Origin of the sequence: Paraburkholderia sediminicola, from assembly GCF_046030555.1 — a bacterium.
Taxonomy (GTDB): domain Bacteria; phylum Pseudomonadota; class Gammaproteobacteria; order Burkholderiales; family Burkholderiaceae; genus Paraburkholderia; species Paraburkholderia sediminicola_E.
In genome coordinates, this window is sequence record NZ_JAQQCH010000020.1 from 38,989 (window position 1) to 62,470 (window position 23,482).

Here is a 23,482-nt window from a genome sequence, read left to right on the forward strand (position 1 = left end):
GCGTCATAATTCCCCGTATCGGTGGACTTGTCCGGGCCGGCGTATTTTCGCCCCCGCTTGTTCGCCCAAGCCCAACAACAGGATGAAGTGCCCGCCGTGAAACCGATTCTCAAATCCAACAAGTTGTTGAATGTCTGCTACGACATTCGCGGGCCCGTCCTCGAACATGCGAAACGGCTTGAAGAAGAAGGCCACCGCATCATCAAGCTGAACATCGGCAATCTCGCGCCGTTCGGCTTCGAAGCGCCGGATGAAATCATCCAGGACATGATCCTGAATCTGCCGGGCTCGTCCGGCTACTCGGATTCCAAGGGTGTGTTCGCCGCGCGCAAGGCGATCATGCATTACACGCAGCAAAAGGGCGTGCATGGCGTCGAACTGGACGACATCTACATCGGCAACGGCGCCTCCGAACTGATCGTGATGGCGCTCCAGGGCCTGCTGAACGACGGCGACGAAGTGCTGCTGCCCGCGCCGGACTATCCGCTGTGGACCGCCGGCGTCAGCCTGTCGGGTGGTACGCCGGTGCACTACATCTGCGACGAATCGAACCGCTGGATGCCTGATCTGGATGACATTCGCGCAAAAATCACGCCGAATACGCGCGCGCTCGTCGTCATCAATCCGAACAACCCCACCGGCGCGCTGTACTCTGACGAACTGTTGCTCGGCCTGATCGAGATCGCGCGTCAGCACGGCCTCGTGATCTTCGCCGACGAGGTCTACGACAAGATTGTCTATGACGGCAAGAAGCACACGTCGATGGCCGCGCTCTCCGAAGACGTGCTCACCGTCACGTTCAACAGCTTGTCGAAAAGCTATCGTTCGTGCGGCTACCGCGCCGGCTGGATGTTCATCTCGGGCTTGACCGCCGGCGAGAACCGTCGCCACGCCAAAGACTACTTCGAAGGGCTCGGCATTCTGGCTTCGATGCGCCTGTGTCCGAACGTGCCCGGCCAGTACGCGATCCAGACCGCACTCGGCGGTTATCAAAGCATTAACGACCTGATCGTGCCGAGCGGGCGCCTGTACAAACAGCGCGAACTCGCGTATGACATGCTGACGGCCATCCCCGGCGTGACTTGCGTGAAGCCCGAGGCGGCGCTGTACATGTTCCCGCGCCTCGATCCGAAGATTTACCCGATCCAGGACGATCAGCAGTTCATTCTCGATCTTCTGCTGGAAGAGCGCGTCCTGCTGGTTCAAGGCACCGGTTTCAACTGGAAGACGCCGGATCACTTCCGCGTCGTGTTCCTGCCGAACGTGGATGACCTCGCGGATTCGATCAACCGGATCGCGCGCTTCCTCGACGGTTACCGCAAACGCCACACGGCTTGAGATGGACGGCGCGCTTCGCGCGCGTTGCCAGCCCCAGTTTCCTTTTACTCACTTACTCGAAAACACACGCTGCATGGAACCGATCAAAGTTGGACTGCTGGGCTTCGGCACGGTAGGCAGCGGCACCTTCACGGTACTGCGCCGCAATCAGGAAGAAATCAAACGCCGCGCGGGCCGTGGCATCGAGATCGCGCGCATTGCCGTGCGCAATCCCGCCAAGGCGACCGCGGCGCTTGGCAGTGAAGCCGGTACGGTGGCGCTGACCGATGATTTCAATGCGGTGGTCGACGATCCGTCGATCGATATCGTGGCGGAAATGATCGGCGGCACGGGCGTGGCACGCGACCTCGTCCTGCGCGCGATCAAAAACCGCAAGCATGTGGTCACGGCCAACAAGGCGCTGCTCGCGGTGCACGGCACGGAGATTTTCGAGGCGGCGCGCGCCAACGGCGTGATGGTGTCGTTCGAAGCGGCCGTGGCGGGCGGCATCCCGATCATCAAGGCATTGCGCGAAGGGCTCACGGCCAATCGCATCCAGTACATCGCCGGCATCATCAACGGCACGACGAACTACATCCTCTCGGAGATGCGCGACCGCGGGCTCGATTTCGCGACCGCATTGAAAGCCGCGCAGGAACTGGGTTACGCCGAAGCCGATCCGACCTTCGACATTGAAGGCGTCGACGCCGCTCACAAGGCGACGATCATGAGCGCGATCGCGTTCGGCGTGCCGGTGCAATTCGACAAGGCGTACGTCGAAGGCATCAGCAAACTGGCTGCAATCGACATCAAATACGCCGAAGAACTCGGCTATCGCATCAAGCTGCTCGGCATTGCGCGCCGCACGGACAAGGGCATCGAATTGCGCGTGCATCCCACGCTGATTCCCGAGAAGCGACTGCTGGCGAACGTGGAAGGTGCGATGAACGCGGTCGTCGTGCATGGCGACGCAGTTGGCTCGACGCTGTACTACGGCAAGGGCGCGGGCGCGGAGCCGACGGCATCCGCGGTGATCGCCGATCTGGTCGATGTGACGCGTCTGCACACGGCGGACCCGGAGCATCGCGTGCCGCATCTGGCGTTCCAGCCGGATAGCCTGTCGAGCACGCCGATCCTGCCGATCGACGAAGTGACGAGCGGCTACTACCTGCGTTTGCGCGTGGCTGACGTGACGGGCGTGCTGGCCGACATCACGCGCATTCTGGCGGATACCGGCATCTCGATCGACGCGCTGCTGCAGAAGGAATCGGAGCAGGTCGACGCGAACGGCAAGGGCGAAACCGACATCATCCTGATTACGCACGAAACGGTTGAAAAACACGTCAACGCGGCGATCAGGACGATCGAAGCGCTGAAGACCGTTGTCTCGCAAGTCACGAAGCTGCGCATGGAAGCGCTGAACTAGGCCGAATATGAACTACCTCTCTACGCGCGGCGCCGGAGCCGGCGAGCGCCATACGTTTTCCGACATTCTGCTGGGCGGGCTCGCGAAAGACGGCGGCCTATACCTGCCGGCCGAATATCCGCGCGTCACGGCGGACGAACTGACACGCTGGCGCACGCTGCCGTACGCGGATCTCGCATTCGAAATCCTGTCGAAATTCAGCGACGACATTCCCGCCGAAGACCTGCGCGCGCTGACGCGCAAGACCTACACGGCCGAGACGTATTGCCACGTGCGCGACGACGAAAGCGCCGCTCAGATCACGCCGTTGAAGACGCTTGGCGTCGAGAACGGCACTACGCTGTCGCTGCTGGAGCTGTCGAACGGTCCGACGCTCGCGTTCAAGGACATGGCGATGCAGTTGATCGGCAACCTGTTCGAATACGCGCTGGCCAAGCACGGCGAGACGCTGAACATTCTCGGCGCGACGTCGGGCGATACCGGCAGCGCAGCGGAGTATGCGATGCGCGGCAAGAAGGGCATCAGCGTCTTCATGCTGTCGCCGCACAAGAAAATGAGCGCGTTCCAGACCGCGCAGATGTACAGCCTGCAGGACCCGAATATTTTCAACATCGCGGTCGAGGGTGTATTCGACGATGCCCAGGATATCGTGAAGGCGGTCTCGAACGACCACGCGTTCAAGGCGAAGTACAAGATCGGCACGGTCAACTCAATCAACTGGGCGCGAGTCGTGGCGCAGGTCGTGTACTACTTCAAGGGCTACTTTACCGCGACGAAGTCGAACGACGAGCGCGTGTCGTTCACGGTACCGTCGGGCAATTTCGGCAATGTGTGTGCGGGTCACATCGCGCGCATGATGGGTTTGCCGATTGAGAAGCTGGTGGTCGCCACGAACGAAAACGACGTGCTGGACGAGTTCTTCCGCACCGGCATTTACCGTGTGCGCAAGGCGGCTGAGACGTATCACACGACCAGCCCGAGCATGGACATTTCGAAGGCCTCGAACTTCGAGCGTTTTGTATTCGACTTGTTGGATCGCGACCCGGCACGCGTGCTGCAACTGTTCCGCGACGTCGAGGAGAAGGGCGGTTTCGACCTCGCGGCGAGCGGCGACTTTGCGCGCGTGAAGGAATTCGGTTTCGTGTCGGGCCGCAGCAGCCACGAGGACCGTGTGGACGCGATTCGCGACGTTTTTGAGCGTTACGACACGATGATTGACACGCACACGGCAGACGGCCTGAAGGTGGCACGCGAGCATTTACAGCCGGGCATCCCGATGATTGTGCTGGAGACGGCGCAACCGATCAAGTTCGGCGAGACGATCCGCGAAGCACTGCTGCGCGAACCGGAGCGCCCGGCGGCGTTTTCGGGTCTGGAACTGCTGCCGCAGCGATTCGAAGTACTGCCGGCGGATGCGCAGCGCGTGAAGGACTTCATCGTCGCAAACACGAGCGAATAACGCCATAAGCACGAGCGCGACAGGCTCGCGCCCGTGCGACGGATGGGGTTATAACGAAGCCATTGGTTTCAAGAAGTACCGCGACGGCGCGCGCAGCGCCGCCGGAAGTATGACGCCCTTGTCACTGACGCCGAATGTGCGAGGGCACGGATTCCAGATGCGCCACTACCGCAACTGTGCGGGGGACCCGCTTAAGAATTAGCGGTGTAAAGCCGCTTTCTTTGCTTATCTTTCTTTGCGGCGGCAAAGAAAGTAAGTGCCGCCCCGCACAGGGGCGACGCTAATAGACCAATAAGAATTCAAGAAAAGACCAATACCGCAGGCGCCCAGAGAACAAGCGCCGCGCAGGCAAACAAATCAGGCAAAATCCAACCCCACACGCACACAGAAAAACCCCCGCCACAAGGCAAAAAACCCGGCCGAAGACAAAAAACCCCACCATAACCCCACGCCGCCACCGGCCACCCCAATCGACCGCTACAATATTCCTTTAAACCCGCGGCTTCGAGACCAGAAGATGTCCACCCCAACGCCCCGCGCTCCGATGCTCTCCACCGCCGAAGCGTTGGCGACCCTGCTCAGCGCAGCGAGCCCGATCACCGGCACGGAATCGATCCCCACGCTAGACGCGCTCAACCGCGTGCTATCGGCTGACGTCATTTCACCGCTAGATGTCCCTCCAATGAACACCAGTTCAATGGACGGGTACGCGATCCGCACCGCGGATTTAACCGCGAACGGCAACCGCCGCTTGCCGGTCTCCCAACGCATTCCAGCCGGCCACGCGCCCGCGCCGTTGACGCCAGGCACGGCTGCCCGCATCTTCACGGGCGCCACGGTGCCGCCGGGCGCGAACGCCATCGTGATGCAGGAGCAAACCGAAGCAGCCGGCAACGAAGTCACGATCCTCCACAGCCCGGCATCCGGCGAATGGATCACGGCCCAAGGCGCGGACATCCGCAGCGGTTCGATCATTCTTCCGGCGGGCACGCGCCTGACGCCGCAGGCATTGGGGCTCGCCGCCTCGGTCGGCTGCGCCGAACTCCAGGTGCACCGCCGCGTAAAAGTCGCCGTGTTCTTCACCGGCGACGAACTGACCATGCCTGGCGAGCCGCTGAAACCTGGCGCGATCTACAACTCGAACCGTTTCACGCTGCGCGGGCTACTGGAAAAACTAGGCTGCGACGTCACCGACTACGGTATCGTCCCCGATAAACTCGACGCTACCCGCGCGACGCTGCGCGAGGCCGCGCAGGCGCACGATCTGATCCTCACTTGCGGCGGCGTGTCGGTCGGCGAGGAAGATCACGTCAAGCCGGCCGTCGAGGCCGAAGGGCGTCTGTCGATGTGGCAGATCGCGATGAAACCCGGCAAGCCGCTCGCGTTCGGCGCGGTGCGCCGTGCTGCGCAGCAGGCCGATGCGGCGACGTCGGCCGAAACCTTCTTCATCGGCCTGCCGGGCAATCCGGTTTCCAGCTTCGCGACCTTTTTGCTGTTCGTTCGCCCGTTCGTCCTGCTGCTGGCCGGTATGCAGACGGTCGCGCCGCGCGTGCTGTCGCTGCGCGCCGATTTCACGCAGAACAAGGCCGACCGTCGCAACGAATTTCTGCGCGCGCGCATCAATGCGGCCGGCGGCCTCGATCTGTTTCCGAATCAGAGCTCGGCTGTACTGACGTCGACCGTATGGGGCGACGGCCTGATCGACAATCCGCCGAACCACGCGATCAGCGTCGGCGAGACCGTGCGTTTCATTCCCTTTTCTGAATTGCTGAACTGAGGCCGGCAACAGCCGGCGGTTTCCCGATGAAGATTCAACTCCGATATTTTGCAAGCGTGCGCGAAGCGCTCGAAACCACCGACGAATCGGTCGATCTGCCAGATGGCATCGCGACTGTCGGCGACGTGCGCGCCTGGTTGCGCGTGCGCGGCGGCATCTGGGCCGACACTCTCGCCGAAGGCCGCGCGCTGCGCATGGCCTGCAATCACGTGATGACCGATGCCGGTACGCGCATCACCGAAGGCTGCGAAGTCGCGTTCTTTCCGCCCGTCACCGGCGGTTGAGCCGCACCGGATCGCCGCTCAACCACGCTCACAACCCGCTAAACCTTGCTAAGCCGCACAGGAGCCTGAGATGCCCGTTCGCGTCCAGACGGAAGATTTCGACCTCACCGCCGAGGTCGCCGCGTTGCGCGCGCGCAATCCGAAAATCGGCGCAGTGGCCTGTTTTGTTGGCACCGTGCGTGATCTGAACGACGGCAGCGCGGTCGAAACGATGGAACTCGAACACTATCCGGGCATGACGGAGAAATCGCTGGAAGCGATCGTCGTGAGCGCGCATGAGCGTTGGACGGGAATCGAGGTGCTGATCGTGCATCGGGTCGGCAAGCTTTATCCGCTCGACCAGATCGTGCTGGTGGCAACCACCGCCGCACATCGGGGCGACGCCTTCGCGTCGTGTGAGTTCGTGATGGACTATCTGAAAACCCAGGCGCCGTTCTGGAAGAAAGAGAAGACCGAAGAGGGCGAGCGTTGGGTCGATGCCCGTATCGCCGACGACGCGGCGCTGGCTCGTTGGGGTGTCGAATCGGGGAATCGGGCTGAGGATTAGCGCGCGTGCTCGTGCCGTCCGTGCGATAGCCTCGCCGAATGGCTAGCATGGAGCAGTGGGGCGCCGAGTTTGTCGCCCTCCTGTAGCCCCGATGCGACCGCTAAACGGCGGCTTGGCGCCCGGCCCTCGCCTGCTGAGCGGGCCAGGCGGGCCTGACACACCAAAGCCAGCGTGTCATTCATCCCGCGCTTTACCAATGATCCGTGTCGGAAACGGCTCGCCGAGCGGGCGCGTGGCGTTGTGTGAATCATCCTGGTCGCGCGGACGCTTCGGCGCGACACGCTCGAGCAAGGCCTGCTGTTCCGCAGGAATCCTGTAGTCCCAGCCGAAGCGGCTCAGCTGCAAGCTCTGCGCGATACGCAGCGCGGGTTCCATGAAACGGACCGCTGCGGCTGGCTCATAGCGCGACTCGACCGTATCCAGAAACAGGTACAGCCAGCGGCTGAAATGCTGCGGCTCGACACCTTCGAGTGGCTGATGCGCCAGTTGCACATTGCCGCGGTACTGCTTCGCGCCCAGCACAAGACTGCCCCAGAACGTGCACATCTTGGGGAGATGGTCGTCCCATCGGCCCGCCAGCGTTGCCTCGAACACGGGGCCAAGCAACGGATCGGCTCTCACCCGGTCGTAAAAGCCGTAGACGAGCTCGCGAATATTCGCCTCGGTAGGCTCGGCGGCGCGCTCAACGGCCAGTGCGGCAGGGAAAGACGGATTCATACAGATTCCAGATAATGCGGTTATTCATCGTGAATCGCCACACAGCGCCACAGGCCGTCAGGAATGACCTCGAACTGCGCCCAAACGAAAGGAAGTAGGCCGCAAACACCCCGCTTTTCGCATAAATGGCCTATGCGAGAAACGTTACCATTACAGCCGAAAGACAAACACCGACTGTCAGTGCAGAATTATAAAATATGCATAACGCCCGCATCTTAAGGCGAAGCGACGGCCCCAAGCAACCCTCGCATCGACGCGGTTATCCCCCGGATCGCGGCTTGCGCTCATCGTGGCACCGGCACTTATGAGACTAACCGACTATACGGATTACTCACTACGCGTCCTCTTGTACCTCGCTGTCCGTGGTGATGGCTTATCGACCATCCAGGACATCTCGGATGCGTACGGCATATCCAAGAACCATTTGATGAAGGTGGTGCAGCAACTCGGCGAACTCGGCTGGGTCGAGACCGTGCGCGGGCGGAATGGCGGCCTGCGGCTCGCCGAACAAACCAGTTCGCTGACCGTGGGCGAGATTGTGCGGGCGACGGAAAGCGACTTCGCCCTGGTTGGTTGCTTTCCCGGCCAGCAAGGTGAGCGCCGGGCCTGTGTCATTACACCGCACTGCCGTCTGCGCGGGGCGCTCGAGGCGGCACGCAACGCGTTCCTCGCCGAACTCGACCGCCATACGATCGGCGAGGTTGCGGAGCCGCATGGCCCGCTGGCCGCGCTGCTTGGTTTAAGCACCGTCATCCCGATCGTGCCGGTCGCGCCTGCTGGCGGCGCTGTACCGCTGTCCTGAAGCCGGCCGGCAAGTTCTCGCGCGTCAAATGTTAAATAGTTGTTGCTGATTGCAAAAAAACGCTTGAAACCTGCGTAAAACGCCTCAATTTGGTGGTAATCGAAAATTGGAGGTCTCTTGATGAGAATCGACAAACTCACCACTAAATTCCAGGAAGCACTGGCCGACGCGCAGAGTTTGGCCGTTGGTCATGAGAATCAATACATTGAACCGGTCCATGTCCTGTCGGCGCTCGTCGCCCAGCAGGATGGTTCGGCGCGTTCGCTGCTCTCGCGTGCCGGCGTGCATGTCCAGGCGCTGCAAACCGCCCTGAACGATGCCATCACGCGCCTGCCGCAAGTGCAGGGCACCGACGGCAACGTGCAGATCGGCCGCGAACTGACCGGCTTGCTGAATCAGGCGGACAAGGAAGCACAAAAACTCAACGACACGTTTATCGCAAGTGAGATGTTCCTGCTCGCGATCGCCGACGACAAAGGCGAGGCCGGCCGTCTCGCGCGTCAGCACGGTCTATCGCGCAAGTCGCTGGAAAGCGCAATCGTGGCGGTCCGCGGCGGTTCGCAGGTGCATAGCCAGGACGCCGAAAGCCAGCGCGAAGCGCTGAAAAAGTACACCGTCGATCTGACCGAGCGCGCGCGGGCGGGCAAGCTCGACCCCGTGATCGGCCGCGACGATGAAATTCGTCGTTCGATCCAGATCCTGCAGCGCCGTACCAAGAATAATCCGGTGCTGATCGGCGAGCCGGGTGTGGGTAAGACCGCAATCGTCGAAGGCCTGGCGCAGCGCATCGTCAACGGCGAAGTGCCGGAAACCCTCAAGGGCAAGCGCGTGCTGTCGTTGGACATGGCGGCCCTGCTGGCCGGCGCGAAATACCGCGGCGAGTTCGAAGAGCGCCTGAAGGCCGTACTGAGCGACATCGCGAAAGACGAAGGTCAGACCATCGTTTTCATCGATGAAATTCATACGATGGTTGGTGCGGGCAAGGCCGAAGGCGCAATGGACGCGGGCAATATGCTCAAGCCGGCGCTGTCGCGCGGCGAGCTGCATTGCGTCGGCGCCACCACGCTCGACGAGTATCGCAAGTACATCGAAAAGGATGCCGCGCTCGAGCGCCGTTTCCAGAAGGTGCTCGTTGACGAACCGTCGGTGGAAGCCACTATCGCGATCCTGCGCGGCCTGCAGGAGAAGTACGAACTGCATCACGGCGTCGACATCACCGACCCGGCGATCGTCGCGGCGGCCGAGCTGTCGCATCGTTACATCACGGATCGTTTCCTGCCGGACAAGGCCATCGATCTGATCGACGAAGCCGCGTCGAAGATCAAGATGGAAATCGATTCGAAGCCGGAAGAAATGGACCGGCTCGACCGTCGCTTGATCCAGCTGAAGATCGAGCGCGAAGCCGTCAAGAAGGAAAAGGACGAAGCGTCGCAAAAGCGTCTGCAACTGATAGAAGAGGAAATCGAGCGCTTGGATCGTGAGTACTCGGACCTCGAAGAAATCTGGACCGCGGAGAAAGCAGCGGTGCAGGGCAGCGCGCAGCTAAAGGAAGATATCGAAAAAACGCGCGCGGAAATAGTCCGTTTGCAGCGTGAAGGCAAGCTCGAGAAGGTCGCCGAGTTGCAGTACGGCAAGCTGCCGGGTCTCGAAGCGCAGTTGAAGGAAGTGACCCAGGCCGAAGCGAAAGAGCAGAGCAACCCGACACGCCCGCGCCTGTTGCGCACGCAAGTGGGCGCAGAGGAAATCGCAGAAGTTGTCTCGCGTTCCACCGGTATTCCGGTGTCGCGCATGATGCAAGGCGAGCGCGAAAAACTGCTACAGATCGAAGAGAAATTGCACGACCGGGTGGTCGGTCAGGACGAAGCGATTACCGCGGTGGCCGATGCGATTCGCCGTTCGCGTGCGGGTCTGGCGGATCCGAACCGGCCGTATGGCTCGTTCCTGTTCCTCGGGCCGACCGGTGTGGGTAAGACCGAGTTGTGCAAGGCGCTGGCGTCGTTCCTGTTCGATTCGGAGGATCATCTGATCCGTATCGACATGAGCGAATTCATGGAGAAGCATAGCGTCGCGCGGTTGATCGGCGCGCCGCCGGGCTATGTCGGTTACGAAGAAGGCGGCTACCTGACCGAAGCCGTGCGCCGCAAGCCGTACAGCGTGATCCTGCTCGACGAAATCGAGAAGGCGCATCCGGACGTGTTCAACGTGCTGCTGCAAGTGCTCGACGACGGCCGCATGACCGACGGCCAGGGCCGTACCGTGGACTTCAAGAACACGGTGATCGTGATGACGTCCAACCTCGGTTCGCAGGTGATCCAGGCGATGGTCGGCGAGCCGCAGGAAGCGGTGAAGGACGCGGTCTGGGAAGAGGTGAAGCTGCACTTCCGGCCTGAGTTTCTGAACCGGATCGACGACGTGGTGGTGTTCCATGCGCTCGACCGTTCGAACATCCAGTCGATCGCGCGGATTCAATTGCAGCGTCTGCATGAACGGCTTGCCAAGCTCGACATGCAACTGGTGGTGTCGGACGCGGCATTGGAGCATGTCGGCAAGGTTGGCTACGATCCACTGTTCGGGGCGCGGCCGTTGAAACGCGCAATCCAGCAGGAGATCGAGAATCCGGTCGCCAAGCTGATTCTGGCCGGCAAGTTCGGTCCGAAGGACGTGATTCCGGTCGAAGTGGAAGACGGCAAGCTGGTGTTCGACCGCGTCGTGCATTAAGCGAAGCGCGTTGGGCTGCGCACGGAACGGCAGTGGTTGGGCCGTTCCTGCCGACGTTAAAAAGCGGCAACGAAGGTGACTTCGTTGCCGCTTTTTTTTGCGTGCTAATGGTGGTGCCGGATAACGCGCCTTACGCGTTGCCCTTGCCGAACAGCGCCGACAGGCCGCCGAGCGCACCGAGCACGGTCGTCGAATTCAGTTTGCCTTCGGCGGGTACTTCGCCTTCTGGCGTCGCTGCGTTGACGACGTGCGGCAGGATCTGCGACAGGAGTCCGGTGACCTGATCCGGCTGTACGCCGGCTTTGGCTGCGAGGTTGGCGACGGTGTCCGAGCCGAGCACGCTATGCAGCGCATCCGGGGTGATCGCCTGGTTCTCGCCGTTGCTGACCCATGACGAAACGACGTCGCCAAGGCCCTTTTCCTTGAAGCTGCTGATCAGTCCGTTCAGGCCACCCGGCTGGTTGTTGACGAATTCCAGCGCGGCTGAAACGAGGGCTTGCTGGCCACCACCGCCTTCAGGCGATTTGCCAACCAGGGAACCGAGTGTGTCGAGTAGGCTCATGACGGTCTCTCTTGAATGCCGACCCGTGTTTAACGAGTCAGCGGGTGAAAACGCCGCGCGGTTGCGCGGCGCCGGTGGAAGGAAGGCGGACGGGAGCAGGGCAGCGCTTATGTGTCTATCACGCGTACATCACGCGACCAGCGCTGCCGTTAGCTGCCGGTGCTCTACCCAGTTTATGCGCCGCCAGAGGCTGCCGCAGCCGATGCGGCCTTGCTCTTCTTCGCCTTCTTCTTCGATGCCTTGGTGCCGGATGCGTCGGCTGGCGCGCTGGCAGCGGCCGCCGTGGCCGGCGCGGAAGCTGACGCCGCGTCGGACGCCGCGGCCTTGCTCTTCTTCTTCGACTTCGACGCCTTGGTGCCGGACGCTGCGGCAGGCGCAGCCGGTGCCGTCGTCGCGGCCGCGGTAGTCGCTGCGGGAGCGGCCGCCGGCGCCGCCTTGGTGCTCGCGGTGCTACTGGATTTCGCGGCAGCCTTGGCGCCCGTAGGCGGTGTGGACGAGCCGTTGATCGTCAGACCGGCGGTTTCGAGATTGGTCACCGATTTGGTGCCGATGCCTTTGACGCGGGTGGCGAGATCATCGGCATCCTTGAACGGGCCGTTCTTGGTGCGTTCATCGATGATCGCTTTCGCATGCACCGGACCGATACCCTTGACCGATTCGAGCGCCGCCTGATCGGCGGAATTCACTTCGACGGCCGCGGCAAATCCGGCCGACAGCGACAAAGCCAAAGCAACGCAAAGCATCAAAAGCTTCTTCAGCATGGCAAGCACTCCATTGAGGGCAAAAAAAGTTAGCCGCTAAGGGACGACTCGGGACGACGCATCCTGTAAGCATTCGCTGCGCTTAAGCATAGAACAAATTGCGCGCCCTTATTTGCAAACGCCGACGATTTATACCGATCGAATCGTGACAAGTAAATCAGGGCGGACAATATTTAAAGATTTTGCCTGGCGATTAAGCCGTTCTGAGTTTATCGATCAATGCGGATCACTGTAAATAATGGCCGCGCAGACAAATGACAGCGCGGCCCACTTGACTTAGAGTGCACTCGAAGTCCTAACCTGAGTTCCGTCATGTCGAAAATGTCAAAAGCACTCACCATCGGCGAGGTCGCCGGAACGATTGGCGTCTCCACGCACACGCTGCGCTACTACGAACAGGCCGGCCTGATTCGGGCGGTCGGGCGCACGCAGGCGGGGCACCGCCTGTATTCGCCGACCGATCTCGACTGGCTGCAGTTCCTGATGCGTCTGAAGGCGACCGGCATGCCGATCGCCGGGATGCAGGCCTTCGCGGCGCTGCGGGCAGAAGGTCAACCGACGATGGGCGAGCGCCGCGACATGCTGGTGGCGCATCGGGATACGGTTTTGGCGCGGATCGCCGAGTTGCAGAGCAATCTCGGCGCGATCATCGACAAAATCGCCTATTACGAGACCGCTGGGGAGCAGTCGCCCGCGAGCACACCGACACGACAGATCGACGAAACCCAATCGCTTTCGCATTCGGAAAAGGACTCACCATGGAACACGCACAAAACGATCGCTACACCCGAGGCTGGAACAAACTGAAGGAAATCGACGGCTCAACCGGCGAGCAGGTGATTGCCGCGCTTGCACCGATCGCGCCGGATTTCGGGCGTTTGCTAATCGAATTCGGCTTCGGCGATATTTACAGCCGGCCGCAACTCGATCTGCGCGCCCGGGAGATCGCGACGATTGCGTCGTTAGCGACGCTTGGCTGCGCGCAACCGCAGTTGAAGGTGCATATCGAGGCGGCATTGAACGTCGGCTGCACGCGCGAGGAGATCGTCGAGGTGTTCATGCAGATGGCGCTCTACGCAGGCTTCCCGGCAGCGCTGAACGCGCTGTTCGCGTCGCGGGAGATTTTCGAGCGGCGTGATCAGGCACTGGCGGAAGAGCCGGCGTCGGAGGAGGCGCAGGTGGGCTAAGACAAGAGAGAAGGGAGGGCGGCTGCTGGCGCAGCCGCTTTTTATAGGGATTAAGACGCAACTAACGGTCAGCCACTACTTATCGCTTCGACAACGCGCCACCGGTGTGGCCTGGAAACCCGGCTGGCATGAGCGGGGCAGACTGCGACAGTCTCGCACGCCGGCTCCTGCGATTCGTTCGAACAAGTTCAGGAGGTTCAGGAGGTTCAGCAGGTTCAGCAGGTTCAGCAGGTTCAGCAGGTTCAGCAGGTTCAGCAGGTTCAGCAGGTTCAGCAGGTTCAGCAGGTCCAACAAGCCGAACAGACCCCATCAAACCGCCGAATCCACCCTGACCACCGTTTCAGCGCGCAAATACCGCTTGCTCACGCCGCGCCAGTACAGCAGCAAACCGATGCCGGCAATCGCCAGGCTCAGCGTATTCGCGACCCAGAAGCCGCGCGCGCCGGTAAGCCATTCCGGCGTAGTACCGAAGACATTGAAGCCGAGCACATAGCCGCCACCGAGCCCCACACCCCATAGCGCAACCGCATAGATAACGGTCGGCACGACCGCCACCTTGTACGCGCGCAGCACGAACGCGGTGGTGATCTGCAATGCATCGAACAGGTGATAGCACACGACGATCAGCACCAGCGGCATCGCTGCCGCCACGACCTGTGCATTCGGCGTATAGCCTTCGATCACGTAAGGCCGCAGCACCAGCACGATTGCGCCATAACAACCGGCGATCGCGACCGCCATCATGATGCCGTGCCGCGACAACGTGCGCGCTGCTTCCGGGCGATGGGCGCCGAGCGCCTGGGCGACCAGCGTCGACGAAGCAATCCCGATCGACAGCGGCGTCATATAGAGCACCGCGCCGATGTTGCCGGCGATCTGGTGGCCGGCAAGTGTCGTCGTGCCGAAGCGCGCAATGAAGAGCGCCATGAACGTGTACGAGGTGACTTCGATCAGGTACGACAGACCCATCGGAATGCCCAGGCGCAGCTGCGCCGCCTGCCGGCGCCAGACTGGCCAGCAGAAGTGCGCAAAGATCGCGAACGGTTTGAACACGTAGACGCGCGTCAGCAGCAGCATCCCAACTACGGCCAGCCCCCAGTTGATCGCGGTGCTGGCGAGCGCGCAACCCGGACCGCCGAGCGCCGGCACGCCGAATCCGCCGAAGATGAACCACGTGTTGAGCGGGAACTTGAGCAGCAGCGCGCCGATTTGCAGAATCATCACGAGCCGCGGTTTGCCGACGGCATTGGTAATCGAGCTGTAGACGCGAAAGGCGAGGCCGGCCGGCAAGCCGAACGCCAGAATCTGCAGGTAGGCGACCGTGCGCTCATGCAATGCTTCGGGCACGCGCGCCAAATGCAGCACGGGCCCCGGAAAATAGAGAATCAGAAAGCCGATCACGGTTAGCGCGAGTGCGAGCCACAGCGCCTGGCGCACTTCTTCGCCGATCTCGATGTAGCGGCGCGCGCCATAGAGTTGCGCGGTGATGGGTTGCAGCGCGGTCAGGATGCCGGTCAGACCGATGTAGACGGAAATATAGATCGACGAGCCAAGGCCGAGTGCGGCGAGATCGACAGCCGAATAGCGGCCGACCATCGCCGTGTCGATCACGCCGAACGCGATGATCGCCAGTTGGCCGATCAACACGGGCCATGCAAGCCCGGCGATTTTCCGTACGTCGGCGAACATGATCAGTCCGGCTTCTTGTGCCAGCTGCGGCGTTTGACGACCGGCGGCTTCGGACGGTCGATCCGCACGTACAGGCGGAAGCGTTCGTCGCGGTCGGCTACGCGACGGCCTTCCCACACCAGCTTCCATACGAAGTCCGACATCGCGCTTGGGTCGCCGAAGTCCTGGGTGTCCTGCCGCAGGATCACGTCGCAATCCTGGTTGAATGAGAAATGCATATCGCCGAAATAGGCGAACGTCGCGATCTGCGCGTTACCGAGGCGCACCGGAGAGATGCAGGTGTAGTCCTCCGGAAGATGGCTCGCGATCTGCTCGGCAACGTCCTTGTAGGTCCGGCTGTAGTTGACGACCGGTAGCCACAGTGTCATTAGCAGCACCCACATTAGCGTTGTGCCGGCGCTCGAGAGCACCACGCTGCGCCACAGGACTTTCGGATGACGGGCCAGGCGCCATTGCACCAGGACGAACCAGCAGATTGTCACGGCGACGGCACACACGAACGACAGGATCTTGAACTGCGGCGCAAAACCCGGGGCGAGACGCGCGAGGTTACGCGCGAGCGGATGCGGAAAGCCGGTCAGCCCGGCTATGTACACCAGCCAGACGAAGCTGCCGAGGATCGTGAAGCTCAGTAACGCGAACCAGTCGATCGCGTTGATCGCACCGCGTTTGAGCGTGGGCAGCGCGAAGGCGGCCAGCACCGCAAGCGGCGGCAGCAGCAGCATGTAAAGTCGGTTCGACTGATGGCTCTGCAACACGACCAGCACCAGCAGCGGCCCAATCACCGACAGGGGAATCGCCACGTGCGGCGCGCGCCGCAGGCCTGACCAACTGAACCACGCCCAGAGCGCCAGCGGCCAGGCCGGCCACGTGAAGAGCGGCAGGTTCTTGAGTGCGTAGGCGGCCACCGAGCCGGGCGGCCCGGCGAACGAAGACAGGCTGACGTGCACCCACTGGTTCAGATACCAGACGGCGTCGTCAGGAAAAGCGGCGAGCGCGGCGATCGGCCACGCAACCGATAGGGCAAGTGCCACCGGCAGACCGGCCAGCAGCAGCCAGCGCGAACGCGCCTCGCGCACGATCAGTGCCATCGCCAGGGTGCCGAGCAACAGCGCGCCAACCAGCACCGGGCTGCTGGCCAAGGCGACGAGGCCGAGCGCCAGGCCCCAGATCAGCGCGCCCTGGATTGGCTTGTCGACCATCCGCACGAGCCCATAGACGAGCATGGCGATGCCGAAGAACTGTGCCAGTTGAGGCGTGGTTTCGTGGCCGCGTTCGGCAAGGCCGAAGCAGGCGAGCAGGATCAGCAGCGCGCCGTCGGCGAGGGTGCGGCCGTAATCGCGCGGCTCCGGCTCGCCGCCGAATGCGTATTTGAACGGCTGTACTTCGGCGCGCCGGCCGAGCAGATAAGCCGCATACCAGACGAACGCACAGGCCGCGCAAAACAGCAGGCCCGTAAACACGCGCGACGCATTGCTCGCGTCGACCCATGGTGCAAGGGCGCGGATCGCGCTGGCACCGAGCCAGTAGCCGAGCGGGCCGTCTTCCGTCATGTACTTGCCGACCAGATTCGGCAGCAGCCAGTCGTGCGCGCTGCCGTTGGCCATTGTCCACATGACGCCGAAGCCGGCTGCGTCCTCGTTCTTCCACGGATCCCGGCCGAACAGGCCGAAGAAGGCGTAGACGATACAGATGGTCAGCAGCAGCCAGCGCGGCAATGCACTGGTCGCGGAGGCAGTGAGGCGAACGACAGGTCTCATGCGGTGTGTGGATATCGGATAGGCGGTGCAGCCAGGACCGGACGGGGTGTCCGGCCGGAATGGCCAATTTGGAGCATCCGGCATTGTAGTCGTGCCGTGCGATGCGCGTCACGGGCGGCAATGGCTCGCAACGTCATTGGGGTTCCTGTAACACGGTGCCGCAACGGGCGGCCTGGTGCTTACAAGCGTCCGGGATAAGGAGACAAAGGAGCAGAGACAAAAAAGGGCAGCTCGCGCTGCCCTTTTTTGCTGCTGCTTCGTTGCTGGCCAAGGCCTGCGACGAGGCGGGTATTACTTCGCAGCTGCCTTGCCGGTAGCGCGCGTGCCGAACTTCTTGTTGAACTTCTCGACGCGGCCTGCCGTGTCCATGATCTTTTGTTGGCCGGTGTAGAACGGATGCGATTCCGACGACACTTCGATCTTGGCGAGCGGGTAGGTCTTGCCGTTGAATTCAGCGGTTTCACGCGTCTGGATGGTCGAGCGCGTGATGAACTTGAAGTCGATCGACATGTCGACGAACAGGACTTCGCGGTAATCCGGGTGAATGCCTTCTTTCATGGTCTTTCCTTTAATCTGGCGGTAGCCAACCCGCGAGCAGCCGCTACGAATGCGGACTGCATCTAGGCGCGAGCCACTTGCCTATGGTCGAAAAACGGCGATTATGCCAGAAAATCAGTCGCTTGACGACCTATCTACGACCTTTTTGCCAACGGTTTGCCTCGTTTTCGCTGGCGCGCGGCGAGTTCGTTTCTCGTACGCAGGCCACGCGGCGCCCCTTATGCGGCGGGCGTCAGGCCGGAGCGAACGTCAATCCCGCCCGCGCCGGATCCTGCCGGTAATACCGCGCCAGCAACCGGTATAGCTCGGGATATTCCGCCTCGAACGCCTGTGGCTGGACGAACAGCGCCTCGCTGCACACGGCAAAAAATTCCGATGGATGGTCCGCCGCATACGGATCGATCAGCGAATCGCGCTCGAAACGCTCCCAGCGCCTGTCCGGCACCGCGTCCACTTTGGCGCAGAAATGGTCGTATGCATGGTCGAAGATGTCGGCCCAAGCCTGTGAATCGAGCGGGGCATGCCAGCGGCGCGTGAGCGGCGGATGGCCGTCCGCCTCGCCGGTCAGCATGTCGATCTTGTGCGCGAATTCGTGAATCACGACGTTATAGGCGTCCGTGCCGCCTGTCATCTGCGCGTCTTCCCACGACAACACCACCGGGCCGCCTTCCCATGCTTCGCCGCTCGCATCGTGCTCGACTTCGTGCACCACGCCGTCTTCGTCTTCAACTGTCTTGCGGATCACGAACTCGCCCGGATACACAATCACGCCGACCCAGCCGCGATACAGATCGAGGCTCAGGTTCAGCACCGGCAGACACGCTTGCGCGGCGATCGCCACAGTCATGGCGTCGGTCAATTCGAGGTCGTGCGCGGTCGAAAATTCTTTTTGCGCGATGAAGAGGCTCGTCAGCTCGCGCAGACGCACGCGATCCGGCGTCTCGAGATGGGCGAGGAAGGGCAGGCCGTCGAGCGTGGCTTGCCAAAGCGCGTCGTCGATCGCGTAGTCGCGCAGCGCGCGGTCGCGGCGGCGCGTGCCGATCCATTGGGTGAGTTTCGAAAGCATGGCCTGATGAAACCCTTAATCGATCTGTTTTTGCCACGCGGCGAAAATGCCGCCGCATATCGCGATGCCGATCAGGAAGTAGAAGCCGTCCAGCGAGGTCAGGAAGCTTGCCTGCTGCGCGACCGTCCTGCTGATTTCCACGATCGCAAGCGAATGCGCCTCGGATGGCGAGCGGCCGGCTGCGCTGAAGCCGCTGGTTAGCGCAGCAAGCGAACTCTGGAACACCGGATTGTACGGATTCACGAACTCCGCGAGGCGAGCTTGATGCAGCGCCTGCCGATGTTGTTCGACGATGATCACCGAGGCCGTCGCGAACGAGATCGTCAGTTGCCGCACGATGTTCTTCAGCCGGTAGCCATGCGTGAATTCTTCAATGGCGAAGATTCTAAACGTCAGATTGGCGACTGGGAGCACGATAAACAGCAATAGCAGGCCGCGCAGCAGCATCGGCACGATCAGCGCGGCTTCGCCCACGCCTGGCGACATGCGCGTCATCCACGCCGCGGCGAACGCGGCCACCGCGAAGCCCGGGACAATGATCCACTTCTTGCGCGGCAGGAGCTTCGCGTAACGCAGGTAGACGAATAGGGCGCTCGCCGAAATCAACGACGTCACGCCGACCAGCCGCCCGGTATTCTCGACTGGGTAGCCGAGGCCACTTTCGAGAAAGCGCGATGTCAGATAGCTGAATACGGTCGAGATGTAGTAGTAGAACATGTACAGCACAAGTCCGACCTGGAACACCTTTTCGCGCAGCGCATGCAGCCGCACCAGCGGCGCCGGGTGGTGCCATTGCTGGTAGGCGAACCAGCCAAGCGCGACGATGCCCGCGACCGTCAGCAGAATCAGCCCCGGCGAGGCGCTGAACAGCTGGAACCGTACCTGTTGCATCACGATTTGCAGCGCGCCTTGCGCGAACGCGAAGATCAGATAAGGCCAGAAGTGCGCCGCGCCACGCTCTTCCGGCAAGCGGTTGCCCGTGTCCGGCAGCGCGAGCAGGGCGAGAATGGCAAACAGCACGCCGACCGGCGCGGTGCAGGCGAATAGCGCGCGCCAGTCGAAATGCGCGACCAGTTGGCCTCCGATCAACGGCGCAAGCGCACTGCTCAACACGATCAGCACGAGAAAGGCACGCGTTGCCGCAGGCCGCTGCTGCGGCGTAAAGCTCATCTGGATCAGAATGCGGCAGGTGCCCATCATCGGGCCGATGAAGTAGCCCTGAAAGCCGCGCGCGAAAGCGAGTTCGATCGACGACTCGCACAATGTGGCAGCGATCGCGCCAACTGAATAGAGCAGCATGCAGCCGGCCACGTAGCGCCGGTAACCGAAGCGCTCGACCCACCATTGCTGCTGCAGAATGCCGAGCACGGCCGCTACCGCATAGGCGCTCGAGGCCCACACCAGTTCATCCGGCGACGCGTTGATGCCGCCTGCAATGTAGCTGGTGAAAAACGAAAAGATCGCGTTATCGAAATAGTCGAGGCCGGTGACGACGGCCAGCACCCACGGGAAAAAATCGCCCCGCAGTTTTACGACGCTGAACAACGGCGTGCGGGAAGACGCGGCACTCATGCGGACGGATCCGCGGCGGAGTCAGGCGCAGTATCAGACGCGACTTCATCTCGTGTCTTTTTGCGTCCCTCTTGTGGCGTGGCGGTGGCCTTGGCACGTGCGGTGCGGCGTTGTTCGAGCAACGCGTCCGCGTTTTCTCCAGCGAGGCGACGTTCGAGATAGTCGAGGTCGGGACTCAATTCGGCTCGCAGTTTTTGCGCTTCCTTGAGTTCGCGGTGCATTGTTTCGATGTGGGCATCGAGCGCTTCGACCTGTTCCGAGATGGCATCGCGAATCTGCTGCAGCGATTCGGTGGAATAGCGGTGACCGCCTTCGACCTGCTCCAGCGGCCGCTTGAGCATTTCGGTGATGCCGTGCAGCGAAAAACCGAGCGAGCGCAGGCGCAGGATACGGCCGAAACGCTTCAGGTCTTCCTCGTCGTAAAGCCGATAGCGGCCTTCGCTGCGGGTAGGCGAGACGAGGCCGCGTTCCTCGTAATACTTCAGCGTGCGCGGCGTGACCCCGAGGCGTTCGGCAGCATCGCGTACGGTGAGCAGGGTGGGTGAGTCCTTCGACATAGGGTATGGCAGGCATGACGCACTGAACGTATTGTACTGCAACGTGTACGTTCACGTACAGGTTGTCGCGTCAGCGCCCATTGTTTGGGGCGAAATCTTGCAGACGAAAAAAAGCCGCTCGTTTCTGGCGAGCGGCTTTTTTATGCGGTGCGGCTGTTTCGGCGGGAGGCCTTAGCTGCCGCCGCCACGACGCATCATGTCGAAGAACTCGGAGTTGCTCTTCGTCTGGCGAATCTTGTCGAGCAGGAATTCCATCGATTCGACTTCGTCCATGTCGTGAATGAACTTGCGCAGCACCCAGATCTTTTGCAGAACTTCGGGCTTGATCAGCAGTTCTTCACGGCGCGTGCCGGACTTGTTCAGGTTGATCGACGGATAGACGCGCTTTTCAGCGAGGCGGCGTTCCAGGTGCACTTCCATGTTGCCGGTGCCCTTGAACTCTTCGTAGATCACGTCGTCCATGCGGCTGCCGGTTTCGATCAGTGCCGTACCGATGATGGTCAGCGAACCGCCTTCTTCGATGTTACGAGCGGCGCCGAAGAAACGCTTCGGACGTTGCAACGCGTTCGCGTCGACACCGCCCGTCAGCACCTTGCCCGAGGCCGGCACCACGGTGTTGTATGCACGCGCGAGACGCGTGATCGAGTCGAGCAGAATCACCACGTCGTTCTTCATTTCGACGAGGCGCTTGGCTTTTTCGATCACCATTTCGGCGACTTGCACGTGACGCGCAGCCGGTTCGTCGAACGTGGAGGCGATCACTTCGCCCGCCACCGAACGCTGCATTTCGGTCACTTCTTCCGGGCGTTCGTCGATCAGCAGCACGAACAGCACGACATCCGGGTGATTCTGTTTGATCGCGTGAGCGATGTGCTGCAGCATCACGGTCTTACCGGACTTCGGCGAAGCAACCAGCAAGCCGCGCTGACCCTTACCGATCGGCGCGATCATGTCGATGATGCGGCCCGTGACGTTTTCTTCGCCACGCATTTCACGTTCGAGCAGCAGCACCTTGTTCGGGTGCAGCGGCGTCAGGTTTTCGAACATGATCTTGTGCTTCGAGGCTTCCGGCGGCTGGCCGTTGACCTTGTCCACCTTGACCAGCGCGAAATAGCGTTCGCCGTCTTTCGGCGTACGCACTTCGCCTTCGATCGTGTCGCCCGTGTGCAGGTTGAAGCGGCGGATTTGCGACGGGCTGATGTAAATATCGTCCGTGCTGGCGAGATACGAGGTTTCTGGCGAACGCAGGAAGCCGAAGCCGTCCGGCAGCACTTCGAGCGTGCCGTCGCCGAAGATCGTGTCGCCCGCTTTGGCTCGTTTTTTTAGAATGGCAAACATCAATTCCTGCTTACGCAGGCGGTTTGCACTTTCGATCTCGAGGCCATTGGCCATCTCGATCAATTCGGACACGTGCTGAGTCTTAAGCTCGGATAAATGCATACGGAGAACCCGCAGGAGAAGGTGCGACGAAATGAAATCTGGGAGGAGAGTGAGCGGAACCGCTCAAGGACTTACACGTCTTTTCGACGTTTTGCGGATTCTAGCATAGCACACGCCAATTTCCGTCAGTGCGACGGTTTGGCATCTTTCTTATTGAGCGTGTTGCCGGCTGACAACACGCCTGAGACAGCGCGCCTGAAGGTCTCAACGGCCTGGAGCGCGCCGATGCGACCGCTTTACAGGTTGCCGTCGAGGAACGCGGTGAGTTGCGACTTCGACAATGCACCGACCTTTTGCGCGGCGACAGCACCGTTCTTGAAGAGGATCAGCGTGGGGATGCCGCGCACGCCGAACTTGACCGGCGTCGATTGATGTTCGTCGACATTGATCTTGGCGATTTGCAGGCGATCGGCGTAATCCTTGGCGACTTCGTCGAGGATCGGCGCGATCATCTTGCACGGACCGCACCATTCAGCCCAGAAATCGAGCAGCACGGGTTTATCGGATTTCACGACGTCCTGTTCGAACGATGCGTCGCTAATATGCTTGATTGATTCGCTCATTGTATGAATACCTCTATCGGTTCGAGGCCTGCCTGAATTGCTCGCCACGATACGTCAAAAACCAGGGAAACTTCCGTTCGCTTTGCCGCAATCGGAGCGTTGCCGACGCAGGCCTGAAAAAGTCGAAAGACCATTTCCGGAATGCGTGGAAAGCTCGCGGTTGCGGGTCATCCGTATGTCAGTTTAGCTTAATTCGCTATGCGTTGCCGGTGGTGATAGTACTCATCAAGGGCAGTGGAGCCAGGGGCTGCCGGTGAAATGCCATTACGCCTTAACAACCGCGACGCAACCTATCTGGTGGCTGGCCGCGCAAACTCAAGTGCCCCGCACACCTACTTCCGGGGTGCCGCGCTATATGAGGCGAAGCGCCTGATTCGGCGCGTCGATGTCAGTTTGGTCGTATTAACAGTCGCGCGACGGGCCAAGCGGTGATAGAATGTTTCGTGACGGGCCTCCTCGCATGGAGGGATGGTCAACCTGGTCAGGTCGGGAACGAAGCAGCCACAGCCGTTTTCCACCAGTGCCGAGGGTCAGGCTCGTCACCTTCCTTTTTTCTTGTTTTTCCTCTGCCGTACCTTCCATCTCCTGTTTTACCCGAGCGCTGCCACCCAGGTACTGCGTTGGCGTTTCTTGCGCGCTTCATCTATTTTTTTCTATCGGTCCGTTAGCCAGTTTCAATGAAGCGGCAACACGCGTTCGCACGCCGTTTCGATTCGGTTT

General features: G+C 61.4%; 22 protein-coding genes and 1 other RNA gene. 11 read left to right on the forward strand and 12 right to left on the reverse strand.

What is annotated here, in order from left to right; all coding sequences use genetic code 11:
• Window positions 1-87 precede the first annotated feature (87 nt).
• The 6 genes from PQQ52_RS25325 (at window position 88) to PQQ52_RS25350 (ending at window position 6,810) form a co-directional block, all read left to right on the forward strand.
• Window positions 88-1,338 (forward strand): pyridoxal phosphate-dependent aminotransferase, encoded by a 1,251-nt coding sequence (locus tag PQQ52_RS25325; RefSeq protein ID WP_408217322.1) that lies wholly within the window; start codon window positions 88-90, stop codon window positions 1,336-1,338.
• A 73-nt stretch (window positions 1,339-1,411) separates the two neighbouring features.
• Window positions 1,412-2,743 (forward strand): homoserine dehydrogenase, encoded by a 1,332-nt coding sequence (locus tag PQQ52_RS25330; RefSeq protein WP_408217325.1) that lies wholly within the window; start codon window positions 1,412-1,414, stop codon window positions 2,741-2,743.
• A 7-nt stretch (window positions 2,744-2,750) separates the two neighbouring features.
• Window positions 2,751-4,202 (forward strand): threonine synthase, encoded by a 1,452-nt coding sequence (gene thrC / locus PQQ52_RS25335; RefSeq protein ID WP_408217327.1) that lies wholly within the window; start codon window positions 2,751-2,753, stop codon window positions 4,200-4,202.
• Window positions 4,203-4,746: 544 nt separating this feature from the next.
• Window positions 4,747-5,979 carry a molybdopterin molybdotransferase MoeA gene (locus PQQ52_RS25340; RefSeq protein WP_408217557.1) on the forward strand — a complete coding sequence of 411 codons (1,233 nt, stop codon included), beginning with the start codon at window positions 4,747-4,749 and terminating at the stop codon, window positions 5,977-5,979.
• A 26-nt stretch (window positions 5,980-6,005) separates the two neighbouring features.
• Entirely contained in the window at window positions 6,006-6,263 is a 258-nt protein-coding gene (gene moaD, locus PQQ52_RS25345) for a molybdopterin converting factor subunit 1 (RefSeq protein WP_408217329.1), read from the forward strand.
• A 70-nt stretch (window positions 6,264-6,333) separates the two neighbouring features.
• Window positions 6,334-6,810: a molybdenum cofactor biosynthesis protein MoaE gene (locus PQQ52_RS25350; protein ID WP_408217332.1), complete on the forward strand. Its 477-nt coding sequence runs from the start codon at window positions 6,334-6,336 to the stop codon at window positions 6,808-6,810.
• Window positions 6,811-6,984: 174 nt separating this feature from the next.
• Here the strand turns inward: PQQ52_RS25350 and PQQ52_RS25355 are convergent, their stop codons facing one another.
• Window positions 6,985-7,527, reverse strand: coding sequence for a group III truncated hemoglobin (locus PQQ52_RS25355; RefSeq protein ID WP_408217334.1), 543 nt, complete (start codon window positions 7,525-7,527; stop codon window positions 6,985-6,987).
• 304 nt (window positions 7,528-7,831) lie between these two features.
• Between PQQ52_RS25355 and PQQ52_RS25360 the strand changes: the two genes are divergently transcribed.
• Both PQQ52_RS25360 and clpB read left to right on the forward strand, forming a co-directional pair.
• Window positions 7,832-8,329 (forward strand): Rrf2 family transcriptional regulator, encoded by a 498-nt coding sequence (locus PQQ52_RS25360; RefSeq protein WP_408217337.1) that lies wholly within the window; start codon window positions 7,832-7,834, stop codon window positions 8,327-8,329.
• Between the two features lie 120 nt (window positions 8,330-8,449).
• Window positions 8,450-11,047 carry an ATP-dependent chaperone ClpB gene (gene clpB, locus PQQ52_RS25365; RefSeq protein WP_408217340.1) on the forward strand — a complete coding sequence of 866 codons (2,598 nt, stop codon included), beginning with the start codon at window positions 8,450-8,452 and terminating at the stop codon, window positions 11,045-11,047.
• A 130-nt stretch (window positions 11,048-11,177) separates the two neighbouring features.
• Here clpB and PQQ52_RS25370 read toward each other — a convergent pair whose 3' ends face one another.
• A complete protein-coding gene (locus PQQ52_RS25370; protein ID WP_325045994.1) occupies window positions 11,178-11,609 on the reverse strand; it encodes a YidB family protein in 432 nt (143 codons plus the stop codon).
• A 173-nt stretch (window positions 11,610-11,782) separates the two neighbouring features.
• Window positions 11,783-12,370 (reverse strand): ComEA family DNA-binding protein, encoded by a 588-nt coding sequence (locus PQQ52_RS25375; RefSeq protein WP_408217342.1) that lies wholly within the window; start codon window positions 12,368-12,370, stop codon window positions 11,783-11,785.
• A 312-nt stretch (window positions 12,371-12,682) separates the two neighbouring features.
• Between PQQ52_RS25375 and PQQ52_RS25380 the strand changes: the two genes are divergently transcribed.
• On the forward strand, window positions 12,683-13,177 hold the full coding sequence (locus tag PQQ52_RS25380) for a MerR family transcriptional regulator (RefSeq protein WP_408217345.1): 495 nt from the start codon (window positions 12,683-12,685) through the stop codon (window positions 13,175-13,177).
• Window positions 13,129-13,557: a carboxymuconolactone decarboxylase family protein gene (locus PQQ52_RS25385; RefSeq protein ID WP_408217348.1), complete on the forward strand. Its 429-nt coding sequence runs from the start codon at window positions 13,129-13,131 to the stop codon at window positions 13,555-13,557. The genes PQQ52_RS25380 and PQQ52_RS25385 overlap by 49 nt, the downstream gene beginning before the upstream one ends.
• A gap of 75 nt (window positions 13,558-13,632) precedes the next feature.
• On the opposite strand, the gene PQQ52_RS25390 is transcribed toward PQQ52_RS25385, so the two are convergent.
• The 9 genes from PQQ52_RS25390 to trxA form a co-directional block, all read right to left on the reverse strand.
• Window positions 13,633-13,851: a hypothetical protein gene (locus tag PQQ52_RS25390; protein WP_408217350.1), complete on the reverse strand. Its 219-nt coding sequence runs from the start codon at window positions 13,849-13,851 to the stop codon at window positions 13,633-13,635.
• A 15-nt stretch (window positions 13,852-13,866) separates the two neighbouring features.
• A complete protein-coding gene (locus PQQ52_RS25395; RefSeq protein ID WP_408217356.1) occupies window positions 13,867-15,246 on the reverse strand; it encodes an MATE family efflux transporter in 1,380 nt (459 codons plus the stop codon).
• Window positions 15,247-15,248: 2 nt separating this feature from the next.
• On the reverse strand, window positions 15,249-17,006 hold the full coding sequence (locus tag PQQ52_RS25400; RefSeq protein ID WP_408217359.1) for an ArnT family glycosyltransferase: 1,758 nt from the start codon (window positions 17,004-17,006) through the stop codon (window positions 15,249-15,251).
• Between the two features lie 291 nt (window positions 17,007-17,297).
• The gene (locus tag PQQ52_RS25405) at window positions 17,298-17,564 is read right to left on the reverse strand and encodes a type B 50S ribosomal protein L31 (RefSeq protein ID WP_408217361.1); all 267 of its coding nucleotides are present in this window, start codon (window positions 17,562-17,564) and stop codon (window positions 17,298-17,300) included.
• A 232-nt stretch (window positions 17,565-17,796) separates the two neighbouring features.
• Complete coding sequence (locus PQQ52_RS25410) at window positions 17,797-18,630, reverse strand: M90 family metallopeptidase (RefSeq protein WP_408217364.1); 834 nt, start codon at window positions 18,628-18,630, stop codon at window positions 17,797-17,799.
• Window positions 18,631-18,645: 15 nt separating this feature from the next.
• Window positions 18,646-20,202: an MFS transporter gene (locus PQQ52_RS25415; protein ID WP_408217366.1), complete on the reverse strand. Its 1,557-nt coding sequence runs from the start codon at window positions 20,200-20,202 to the stop codon at window positions 18,646-18,648.
• Window positions 20,199-20,759 carry a MerR family transcriptional regulator gene (locus tag PQQ52_RS25420; RefSeq protein WP_408217369.1) on the reverse strand — a complete coding sequence of 187 codons (561 nt, stop codon included), beginning with the start codon at window positions 20,757-20,759 and terminating at the stop codon, window positions 20,199-20,201. The genes PQQ52_RS25415 and PQQ52_RS25420 overlap by 4 nt, the downstream gene beginning before the upstream one ends.
• Before the next feature lie 171 nt (window positions 20,760-20,930).
• Window positions 20,931-22,199, reverse strand: a complete 1,269-nt coding sequence (gene rho, locus PQQ52_RS25425) for a transcription termination factor Rho (RefSeq protein ID WP_074284282.1) — start codon at window positions 22,197-22,199, stop codon at window positions 20,931-20,933.
• 236 nt (window positions 22,200-22,435) lie between these two features.
• Window positions 22,436-22,762: a thioredoxin TrxA gene (gene trxA / locus PQQ52_RS25430; protein ID WP_054039468.1), complete on the reverse strand. Its 327-nt coding sequence runs from the start codon at window positions 22,760-22,762 to the stop codon at window positions 22,436-22,438.
• 445 nt (window positions 22,763-23,207) lie between these two features.
• Here trxA and ffs point away from each other — a divergent pair.
• An RNA gene (gene ffs, locus PQQ52_RS25435) (signal recognition particle sRNA small type) lies at window positions 23,208-23,306 on the forward strand.
• Window positions 23,307-23,482 lie beyond the last annotated feature (176 nt).

Coding starts and splice junctions, on each gene's coding strand:
- PQQ52_RS25350 (WP_408217332.1), top strand. CDS start 6,334: ATGCCCGTTCGCGTCCAGACGGAAGATTTCGACCTCACCGCCGAGGTC.
- PQQ52_RS25370 (WP_325045994.1), bottom strand. CDS start 11,609: ATGAGCCTACTCGACACACTCGGTTCCCTGGTTGGCAAATCGCCTGAA.
- PQQ52_RS25360 (WP_408217337.1), top strand. CDS start 7,832: ATGAGACTAACCGACTATACGGATTACTCACTACGCGTCCTCTTGTAC.
- PQQ52_RS25405 (WP_408217361.1), bottom strand. CDS start 17,564: ATGAAAGAAGGCATTCACCCGGATTACCGCGAAGTCCTGTTCGTCGAC.
- PQQ52_RS25380 (WP_408217345.1), top strand. CDS start 12,683: ATGTCGAAAATGTCAAAAGCACTCACCATCGGCGAGGTCGCCGGAACG.
- moaD (WP_408217329.1), top strand. CDS start 6,006: ATGAAGATTCAACTCCGATATTTTGCAAGCGTGCGCGAAGCGCTCGAA.
- PQQ52_RS25330 (WP_408217325.1), top strand. CDS start 1,412: ATGGAACCGATCAAAGTTGGACTGCTGGGCTTCGGCACGGTAGGCAGC.
- PQQ52_RS25410 (WP_408217364.1), bottom strand. CDS start 18,630: ATGCTTTCGAAACTCACCCAATGGATCGGCACGCGCCGCCGCGACCGC.
- PQQ52_RS25395 (WP_408217356.1), bottom strand. CDS start 15,246: ATGTTCGCCGACGTACGGAAAATCGCCGGGCTTGCATGGCCCGTGTTG.
- rho (WP_074284282.1), bottom strand. CDS start 22,199: ATGCATTTATCCGAGCTTAAGACTCAGCACGTGTCCGAATTGATCGAG.
- PQQ52_RS25340 (WP_408217557.1), top strand. CDS start 4,747: ATGCTCTCCACCGCCGAAGCGTTGGCGACCCTGCTCAGCGCAGCGAGC.
- PQQ52_RS25400 (WP_408217359.1), bottom strand. CDS start 17,006: ATGAGACCTGTCGTTCGCCTCACTGCCTCCGCGACCAGTGCATTGCCG.
- PQQ52_RS25420 (WP_408217369.1), bottom strand. CDS start 20,759: ATGTCGAAGGACTCACCCACCCTGCTCACCGTACGCGATGCTGCCGAA.
- trxA (WP_054039468.1), bottom strand. CDS start 22,762: ATGAGCGAATCAATCAAGCATATTAGCGACGCATCGTTCGAACAGGAC.
- PQQ52_RS25375 (WP_408217342.1), bottom strand. CDS start 12,370: ATGCTGAAGAAGCTTTTGATGCTTTGCGTTGCTTTGGCTTTGTCGCTG.
- PQQ52_RS25355 (WP_408217334.1), bottom strand. CDS start 7,527: ATGAATCCGTCTTTCCCTGCCGCACTGGCCGTTGAGCGCGCCGCCGAG.
- PQQ52_RS25415 (WP_408217366.1), bottom strand. CDS start 20,202: ATGAGTGCCGCGTCTTCCCGCACGCCGTTGTTCAGCGTCGTAAAACTG.
- PQQ52_RS25385 (WP_408217348.1), top strand. CDS start 13,129: ATGGAACACGCACAAAACGATCGCTACACCCGAGGCTGGAACAAACTG.
- clpB (WP_408217340.1), top strand. CDS start 8,450: ATGAGAATCGACAAACTCACCACTAAATTCCAGGAAGCACTGGCCGAC.
- thrC (WP_408217327.1), top strand. CDS start 2,751: ATGAACTACCTCTCTACGCGCGGCGCCGGAGCCGGCGAGCGCCATACG.